Annotated in this window: 10 protein-coding genes; 9 read left to right on the forward strand and 1 reads right to left on the reverse strand. The window is 70.9% G+C overall.

Translation table 11 applies throughout. The features are described from left to right. The 3 genes from VGW35_24670 to VGW35_24680 all read left to right on the forward strand — a co-directional run. Positions 1-499, forward strand: a 499-nt coding sequence (locus VGW35_24670; GenBank protein ID HEV8310867.1) for a phosphatase PAP2 family protein, incomplete at its 5' end; no start/stop codon positions are given. Positions 500-624: 125 nt separating this feature from the next. Continuing rightward, complete coding sequence (thrB, locus tag VGW35_24675) at positions 625-1,536, forward strand: homoserine kinase (GenBank protein HEV8310868.1); 912 nt, start codon at positions 625-627, stop codon at positions 1,534-1,536. A gap of 449 nt (positions 1,537-1,985) precedes the next feature. Then, positions 1,986-2,312 carry a zinc-ribbon domain containing protein gene (locus VGW35_24680; GenBank protein HEV8310869.1) on the forward strand — a complete coding sequence of 109 codons (327 nt, stop codon included), beginning with the start codon at positions 1,986-1,988 and terminating at the stop codon, positions 2,310-2,312. A 160-nt stretch (positions 2,313-2,472) separates the two neighbouring features. Here the strand turns inward: VGW35_24680 and VGW35_24685 are convergent, their stop codons facing one another. Continuing rightward, positions 2,473-2,733: a hypothetical protein gene (locus VGW35_24685; protein ID HEV8310870.1), complete on the reverse strand. Its 261-nt coding sequence runs from the start codon at positions 2,731-2,733 to the stop codon at positions 2,473-2,475. A 176-nt stretch (positions 2,734-2,909) separates the two neighbouring features. On the opposite strand from VGW35_24685, the gene dcd reads away from it, so the two are divergent. The 6 genes from dcd to VGW35_24715 all read left to right on the forward strand — a co-directional run. Further along, positions 2,910-3,461 carry a dCTP deaminase gene (gene dcd / locus VGW35_24690; protein HEV8310871.1) on the forward strand — a complete coding sequence of 184 codons (552 nt, stop codon included), beginning with the start codon at positions 2,910-2,912 and terminating at the stop codon, positions 3,459-3,461. 32 nt (positions 3,462-3,493) lie between these two features. Continuing rightward, entirely contained in the window at positions 3,494-3,694 is a 201-nt protein-coding gene (locus tag VGW35_24695) for a ubiquitin-like protein Pup (protein HEV8310872.1), read from the forward strand. A 5-nt stretch (positions 3,695-3,699) separates the two neighbouring features. Continuing rightward, a complete protein-coding gene (locus tag VGW35_24700; GenBank protein ID HEV8310873.1) occupies positions 3,700-3,897 on the forward strand; it encodes a zinc ribbon domain-containing protein in 198 nt (65 codons plus the stop codon). A gap of 100 nt (positions 3,898-3,997) precedes the next feature. Further along, on the forward strand, positions 3,998-4,201 hold the full coding sequence (locus VGW35_24705) for a heavy-metal-associated domain-containing protein (GenBank protein HEV8310874.1): 204 nt from the start codon (positions 3,998-4,000) through the stop codon (positions 4,199-4,201). Positions 4,202-4,214: 13 nt separating this feature from the next. Beyond that, positions 4,215-7,685, forward strand: a complete 3,471-nt coding sequence (locus tag VGW35_24710) for an indolepyruvate ferredoxin oxidoreductase family protein (protein ID HEV8310875.1) — start codon at positions 4,215-4,217, stop codon at positions 7,683-7,685. A 131-nt stretch (positions 7,686-7,816) separates the two neighbouring features. Further along, positions 7,817-8,355 (forward strand): ABC transporter substrate-binding protein (locus VGW35_24715; GenBank protein ID HEV8310876.1); only part of this gene is annotated, 539 nt, incomplete at its 3' end.

Consider the following 8,355-nt stretch of genomic DNA (forward strand, 5'->3'; position numbering starts at 1 on the left):
CGCGACCTTCGCAGTGCTGGTCGTCTACCTCGTGGGGCGGTCGCGGCTCGCCCGTCCGTGGCGCCTCGGCATTCAAGGGCTCGCCCTCCTCACCATGATGGCGGTCGGGCTGGCCCGCATCCTCCTCGGCGCCCACTGGCCCAGCGATGTGCTGGCGGGCCTCGCGCTCGGAGCCGCGGGCGCCGCGGCGGCGGTGTGGTGGCACCTCACGCACCCTTCGCCGGAGACCATCCCCTCGACGGAAGATCTCGTCATGAAACGCCGGCTCTTCGGCATCGCGCTCGTGGCGCTCCTGCTCGCCGCCTGTTCTCGGGAGCCTCGACCGGGCGGCAAGCCGCTCGTCGTGGCGACCTTCTCCCCACTCTACGAGTTCTCCCGGCAGGTCGCGGTGACCGGGCCGACGTGGTCTCTCTGGTCCCGCCGGCCGTTGAGCCTCGACCGTCCCGGAGATCCGGCCGAACCTCCGGGTGGCGGTCTCCAGCCGAGTGTGTCGGAGTAATCCGGCGCCGACCACCGAGCGCGCGGTGCATCGAGGAGTGCTCCGAGCGGCGGCTTCGCCGCCGCCACCCCTCCTGGGGGAGGTTTGGGAGGGGGCCGTCGAGGCCCCCTCCCAAGGTCTAGATCGTGCGAGTCCGCGTCACCGTGCCCGCGACCTCGGCGAACTGTGGCCCGGGATTCGACGCGCTCGGCCTCGCCCTCGAGCTCTACAACGAAGTCGAGCTGGCCGAGGCCGAGGGCGTCGACGTCGAGATCGAAGGGGAAGGAGCCGACCGCCTCCCGCGGGACGACGAGAACCTCGTCGTCCGAGGCGCCCGGCTCGTCTACCAGGCGGCCGGTCGCGTCTTCCACGGGTTGCGCGTTCGGCAGGTAAACGCCATTCCCCCGAGTCGCGGGCTCGGGTCGAGCGCGACCGCGTGGCTCGCCGGGATTCTCGGCGCCGACGCCTTGCTGGGCCGGGCGCTGTCGTCGGATGGAATCATGGAGCTCGCGGTGGCGCAGGAGGGCCACCCCGACAATCTCGCCGCCGCGCTCCACGGCGGGCTGGCCGTCATTTGCTGGGACGCCGAGGCACGGGCGGTCCTGACGCTGCCGGTGCCTCCGTATCTCCGCTTCGCCTTGCTCGTCCCCGATCGCGAGAGCTCGACCGCCGAGGCGCGGGCCGCGCTTCCCGCGAGCTACTCCAGGGCCGACGCGGTCTTCAACGTGGGCCGCACGGCCCTCCTCCTGGCCGCGCTGGCTCGCGAGCGCTGGGAGCTGCTCGGCGCCGCCATGGCCGATCGCCTGCACCAGCCGTACCGGGAGCAGGCCCTCTTCCCGTGGCTTTCGCGGGTCACGGCCGCGGCCCGCGCGGCCGGCGCCCATGGCGTGGCGCTGTCCGGGGCAGGGCCGTCGGTTCTGGCCGTCGCGGCCGAGCCCCGGGCGACGGCAGTCGCCGGGGCGATGCGAGACGCGTTCGGTCGCGAAGGGCTCACGGGGCGGACGCTCGTCCTGGCGGCCGATTCCCGGGGCGCCCGGGTGACCGAGCTCCCGGCGTAATTTTCCCATTGACGGCTCTCCCGGCCCGCTGCTATGGTCGGAACAGGCGAGTCCTCCAGCCAGGACAGAAGCGCGACAGACAGCACCGCACGGGAATCGAAACCGAACCAGCAGCGCCTGCCTCGCCGTCCGTGACCCTACCCTCGCCCCCGGTCCCGCCAGTCGACTTCGCTCGATGCCCATCGCGGCCGTGACGTGCCGAGCCCGCCCGCCGGCGGGGGCAAGCCGCGACGGTGCGGCGGCCGTGGCCCCACACGTCTGCCGCGTCGACCCCCACGTCGCGACCACCGAGCGGCCGCTCGGCGACGGCGACGCCGAGAGACGGCTCGAATGAGCGCCGGCCCGGAGATCGTGGGCCGCGGGCGGCGCGGCCGGATGGAGGTGAACGCGGCCCTCGTTCGTCAGGCACCGTCCGGGTTGATCCGCATGCCAGAGGAGACGTGAGGACCATGGAATTCCAGGACAAGGTGTTGGTGTGCCGGGACTGCGGCAAGGAGTTCCTCTTCTCCGCGGGAGAGCAGGCCTTCTACGCCGAGAAGGGCTTCCAGAACGAGCCGACGCGCTGCCGGAACTGCCGGATGGCGCGGAAAGGCGGCGGCAGCGCGAGCACGGAGAGCGGCGCATCGCGCCCGCTGTTCTCCGCCGTGTGCTCCGAGTGCGGAAAGGACACGCAGGTCCCGTTCAAGCCGACGGCCGGGAAGCCTGTGTACTGTCGCGAGTGCTTCCAGAAGCGTGGAAGCCGGACCGGCCGGAGAAGTCCCGCGTACCTCGATTGAGCTCCGGGAAGACGTGACCCCGACCTGACACCAGCAGCCTGTCGGGCTGAGCGCGCGCCGCGGACGGCGCCAGCGCCGCGGGTTCGCCCGCGGCACCTCGTCCTGGGGAACTCTCGGAGGGCCGCTGGGGCCCCTCCGATGGCTCACATCCCGCGTGACCTCACGCCCGTGCGTCCAGGGAAGGCCCTCCGCCCCCGGTTTCCGGAGGGCGGTCGTCCGGTCCACCTCGAGGGTCGCGGAGCGCCTCCACGACCACGAGGACGAAGCCGGCGACCGCCAGCGCGATGCCGCTGGCAATCCCGCCTGCCAGCGGCGCCGGCAGCACCTTCCCGGACAGGAACATCAGGCCGAGACCGAAGGCGAGAAGACCGAAGCCCAGTTGCAGGCGGCCGGTGAACACGGGCTCGGGAGGCGCGTCCATGGCCGCTACTCTAGCAGCGCCGCCGCGGCGCGCACAACCGGGGCCCCGGCAAGTCCCGGAAGGCACGCGAAATGCACTGGAGAGGGTAAAAGACTTGACTGTCATGCTTCCCGACGCTAGGATGAGCGCAAGCCAGCGGACTGGTCGACGCCAGGTCCGGGAGGGCCCGTGGGGCGATGATCAAGAGCGACCGGTGGATCAAGCGCATGGCCCTCGACAAGGGCATGATCCAGCCCTTCGAGGAGCGGCAGGTCCGCCATGGCGCGATCTCCTACGGCCTATCGTCCTACGGGTACGACCTCCGCATCTCGGACTCGTTCAAGATCTTCACCAACGTCTACAACACCGTCGTGGACCCGAAGGCGTTCGATCCGCGGTCATTCGTCGATTTTCAGGGCGAGGTGTGCATCATCCCGCCCAACTCCTTCGCCCTGGGACGCTCGGTCGAGTACTTCCGGATCCCCCGCAACGTGCTGACGATCTGCGTGGGGAAGTCCACGTATGCCCGGTGCGGCATCATCGTCAACGTCACGCCGTTCGAGCCGGAGTGGGAGGGCTTCGTGACGCTGGAGATCTCCAACACGACCCCCCTTCCGGCGAAGATCTACGCGAGCGAGGGGATCGCTCAGGTTCTCTTCTTCGAGTCCGACGAGACTTGCGCCGTCTCGTACGCGGACCGGCAAGGGAAGTACCAGGCGCAGCAGGGTATCGTCCTCCCCAAGGTGTAGGGCACACGCGCAGGGGCGGATAAGGAGGGATCATGGCCGACCAGCAGAAGAAGAAGGTCGAGCGGCCGAAGGGACCGCCCGAAGGCGAGGACGCCAAGGCGAATCCCGACGTCCAGAAGAAGGGCAAGAAGATCAAGGAAGAGCTCGACAAGATCCTGGACGAGATCGACGACATCCTCGAGGAGAACGCCGAGGAGTTCGTGAAGAGCTACGTCCAGCGGGGAGGCGAGTAGCCCCGGTGCCGATCTACGAATACAGCTGCCTCGCCTGTCGCGAGGAGTTCGAAAAGCTCGTGTACGGGCAGATGACCGTGAGCTGCCCGCGCTGCGCGAGCCATGACGTCTCGCGGCGGCTGTCGATGTTCGGTGTGAAGACCGGCTCGACGGTCGCCGGCTCGGCCGGCAGCGGCTGCGGCTGCGCTTCGGGCGGCGGCTGAGGCTGTCGCTGACCCTGGCGGGACGCCAGGGCATCGACAGGGGGCCGTCCGCCCCCTTTTTTCATCTCCGGAAACCGACGGTCGGAGCTACGGGTCGATCATGGTGCAAGTCTTCACGGTGCCGAAGATCAGATGCGCGGGGTGTGCCGAGACGATCACCACAGCCCTGACCGGCCTCCGCGGGGTGATCGCGACCTCCGTCGCGGTGCCCGAGAAGGAAGTCCGGGTCGAGTACGACCCCGCGCGGGTCGACGAGGCCCGGGTCAAGCGCGCCCTCGTCGAGGCCGGCTTTCCCCCGGCCTGACGGGCTCGCCCGCGTGACCCCCGCCTTCTCTCTGGATGCCAAGTACCGCCTCGAGGAGGGGCGGATCTTCCTCTCCGGCATCCAGGCCCTCGTGCGCCTCCCGCTCGATCAGCACCGCGCCGACCGCCGGCGCGGGCTCCATACCGCCACGCTGATCTCCGGCTACCGGGGATCGCCGCTCGGGGGGTTCGACATCACGATCGAGCGGAACCGGGCGCTCCTGGCCGAGCACGACATCGTCTTCATCTCCGGCGTCAACGAGGACCTCGGGGCCACCGCCGTGTTCGGGAGCCAGCTCACGCACCTGTTCCCGCGGCCCCGCTACGACGGCGTCCTGGGGATGTGGTACGGCAAGGCGCCCGGCGTCGACCGGAGCGGCGACATCTTCAAGCACGCGAATTTCGCCGGGGTGGGACGTCATGGCGGGGTACTGGCCCTGGCCGGTGACGATCCCCAGGCGAAGTCCTCGACGCTCCCGACCCACTCGGAGGTCGCCTTCTACGACGCCCAGATCCCCGTCGTCTTCCCGGGCAGCATCCAGGACATCCTGGACCTCGGGCGCCTCGGCTTCGAGCTGTCACGGTACTCGGGGCTCTGGGTCGCTCTCAAGATCGTGACCGACGTCGCTGACGCGGTGGGCACGGCCGAGGTGGCGCCCGGCCGCGTCGTCACCACCGACCCCGGGTTCGTGTACGACGGGCACCGGTGGGAGGCGCGACAGCCCAAGCTCCTGCTCCCGCCCTTCACGCTGGACGTCGAGCGCGAGATCCAGTACGGGCGCCTCGAGGCGGCCAAGGCCTTCGCGGCGGCCAACCGCCTGAACCGGATCACGGTGCCGACACCGGGCGCCTGGCTCGGCATCGCGGCCGCCGGCAAGGCCTACTACGACCTCCGACAGGCGCTCCACGACCTCGGGCTCGACGACGAAGCGCTCCACCGCTACGGCATCCGCCTCCTCAAGCTCGGCCTGCTGTTTCCGATCGAGCCCGGCATCGTGGGGGAGTTCGCCGGGGGGCTCGAGGAGATCCTGGTCATCGAGGAGAAGCGCGCGTTCGTCGAGCTGTTCGTCCGCGACATCCTGTATAGCCGGACGGAGCGGCCCCGCGTGGTGGGAAAGCGCGACGACGCCGGCCGGGTCCTGGTCCCGGCCGACGGCGAGCTCGACGCCGACACGATCGCGCGGATCGTCGCGGGCCGGCTGGAGGGGCGGCTCCGGCTCGATTCGGTCTCGGCCCGGCTGGCCGCCCTCGAGGCGCTCCGCGAGCGCCCGGCTTCGCTCGCCGTCGCCCGCCAGCCGTACTTCTGCTCGGGATGCCCCCACAACCGCTCGACGGTGGTGCCCGAGGGTTCGACGGCGGCGGCCGGCATCGGCTGCCATGGCATGGCGCTCTACATGGACCGCGACGTCGTCGGGATCACGCAGATGGGTGGGGAGGGAGTCCAGTGGGTCGGGCTGGCGCCGTTCACCGAGATCTCCCACCTTTTCCAGCAGCTCGGCGACGGCACGCTCTTCCACTCGGGCTCGCTGGCGATCCGGCAGGCGGTGGCCGCGGGCACCAACGTCACCTTCAAGATTCTCTACAACTCGGCCGTGGCCATGACCGGCGGGCAGGACGCGGCCGGGGCCGTTCCGGTACCGGACCTCACACGCCAGCTCGAGGCGGAGGGCGTCCGCCGGATCCTGGTGCTGACCGACGAGCCCGACAAGTACTCGGCGGACGCGCGATGGGCGGCCGGGGTCGAGGTCTGGCATCGCGACCGGCTCGACGAAGCGCAGCGCCGCCTGCGGGAGATCCCGGGCGTGACCGCGCTCGTCTACGACCAGCGATGCGCCGCCGAAAAACGGCGCCTCCGGAAGCGGGGCAAGCTCCCCGATCCCGCGCTGCGGGTCGTGATCAACGAGGCGGTGTGCGAGGGCTGCGGGGACTGCGGGGTCAAGTCGAACTGCCTGTCCGTCCAGCCGGTCGACACCGAGTTCGGGCGGAAGACGCAGATCCACCAATCCTCGTGCACCAAGGACTACTCGTGCCTGCTGGGGGACTGCCCCTCGTTCCTGACCGTGATCCCGCTCGGCGACCGGCCGGCGCCGGCCCGGCGGCTCCATCGCGTCGACGAGGAGCTCCCGGAGCCCGTCCTCCGGGTCCGCCCGGAGGCGAACGTGTTCCTCACGGGCATCGGCGGCACCGGGGTCGTGACGGTGAACCAGGTCCTGGGGACGGCCGCGCTGCTCGAGGGAAAATTCGTCGCCGGCCTCGACCAGACGGGTCTGAGCCAGAAGGGCGGGCCGGTGGTGTCCCACCTCAAGATCGCGGAGCGCGCGGCCGATGTGGCCGGCAAGGTCGGGACCGGGGAGGCCGACGCCTACCTGGGCTTCGACCTCCTGGTGGCCAGCGCCCCCCAGAACCTGGCTCGCGCGCGGCCGGATCGGACGATCGCGGTCGTCTCCACGACCCAGGTGCCCACCGGGGCCATGGTGGCGTCCCCGGACGTCGAGTTCCCGGACGCGGGCGGGCTCCGGGCCGCCATTCAGCGGGTGACCCGCAAGGACGAGAACGTCTTCATCGACGCGCTCGGGCTGGCCGAGGCCCTGTTCCGTGACCACATGGCCGCGAACATGATCGTGCTGGGCGCCGCCTACCAGGCCGGCGCGATCCCGGTGGGTGCCGGCGCCATCGAGCGGGCCATCGCGCTCAACGGGGTCTCGGTGGAGATGAACACCCACGCCTTCCGGGTGGGTCGCCGGCTCGTCCTCGATCCAGCCTGGGGCGGAACCGTCCAGCGGCGGCGCCCCGGCGCCGTCGAGGTCGCCCCGGTCCTCACCGCGGAGGCCCGACGGCTCTGCGACGCGGTCGGCGCGACCGGCGAGCTCCGACGCCTGCTCGAGGTCCGGGTGCCCGAGCTGATCGCCTATCAGGATGCCGCCTATGCGGCGCCGTACCTGGAGTTCGTCGCGCGCGTCGTCGCGGCCGAGCGGGCCGCGATGCCCGGTGAGACCCGGCTCGGCGAGGCGGTCGCGCGGTACCTCTTCAAGCTGATGGCCTACAAGGACGAGTACGAGGTCGCCCGCCTGCACGTGAAGTCCGAGCTGGCCACGTCGCTGGCGGCCGAGCTTGGCGGTCCGGTGAAGGTGCGCTACCACCTCCATCCACCGGTCCTGCGCGCGCTCGGCTGGCGGCGGAAGATCGCGCTCGGGCCGTGGTTCGCGGGGGTGCTTCGCCTCCTGGCGCGCTTCCGCCGCCTGCGGGGGACCGCCTTCGACCCGTTCGGCTACGCCGAGGTGCGGCGTGTCGAGCGGTCCCTCGTCGGGGAATACCGGGGGCTCGTCGAGCGGGCGCTGGCGGACCTCTCCTCCGAGACCTACGAGCGCGCGCTCAAGGTCGCGCGGCTCCCCGACCTGATCCGCGGCTACGAGGGGATCAAGCTCAGGAACATCGAGTGCTTCCGCGAGGAAGCGCGCGCCCTCGGCATGGTGGAGACCGCCTGAGCCATGGCCAGCTTCAGCCCATGCGGATGCTCCTCGCCTGGATTGCCGGCGCGGGCGTGGCGATCGCGCTTGACCGGCGCCCTCGGCGCCGCCTAGACTCCTCGCAGCTCCCGCAACCTGAGGAGGACACCATGAGGCTCAGCGCAATCGGGCTTGCCGTCACGCTCGCTCTGGGAAGCTTCCTGCCGCTCCCGGCCGGGGCCCAGGCGCCGACGAAGGTCTTTCGGATCGGCTTCCTAGCCCCGGGCGCTCGCCCGGCCGCACCAAACTGGAAGCAGCGCTGGGCCTTCGTCGAGGGGCTCCGCGAGCTGGGCTGGGTCGAGGGGCAGAACATCGTCATCGAGGACCGATGGGCGGAGGCGAAGACGGATCGGCTCCCCGCGCTGGCGGCCGAGCTGGTCCGCTTGAAGGTCGACGCGATCTTCACACGGTCCTGGCCGGCTGCGGTCGCGGCCAAGCAGGCCACCACGACGATCCCGATCGTCATCATGGGCTCTGGCGACCCGGTCGCCACCGGCCTGGTCGCGAGCCTCGCACATCCGGGCGGGAACATCACCGGGCTCGCCGATCTGGCCACGGAGCTGAGCGCCAAGCGGCTCGACCTGCTGAAGGAGACCGTGCCCAGGCTCTCCCGGGTGGCCGTCCTGTGGAACTCGGCGGATGGCGGGAT

This window comes from Candidatus Methylomirabilota bacterium, from assembly GCA_036005065.1.
In the GTDB taxonomy this organism is placed as follows: Bacteria; Methylomirabilota; Methylomirabilia; order Rokubacteriales; family DASRDR01; genus DASYQW01.

Excerpts from the sequence above, each read along its gene's own strand:
- VGW35_24680 (HEV8310869.1), top strand. The coding sequence starts at position 1,986 with ATGGAATTCCAGGACAAGGTGTTGGTGTGCCGGGACTGCGGCAAGGAG.
- VGW35_24685 (HEV8310870.1), bottom strand. The coding sequence starts at position 2,733 with ATGGACGCGCCTCCCGAGCCCGTGTTCACCGGCCGCCTGCAACTGGGC.
- dcd (HEV8310871.1), top strand. The coding sequence starts at position 2,910 with ATGATCAAGAGCGACCGGTGGATCAAGCGCATGGCCCTCGACAAGGGC.
- VGW35_24695 (HEV8310872.1), top strand. The coding sequence starts at position 3,494 with ATGGCCGACCAGCAGAAGAAGAAGGTCGAGCGGCCGAAGGGACCGCCC.
- VGW35_24705 (HEV8310874.1), top strand. The coding sequence starts at position 3,998 with ATGGTGCAAGTCTTCACGGTGCCGAAGATCAGATGCGCGGGGTGTGCC.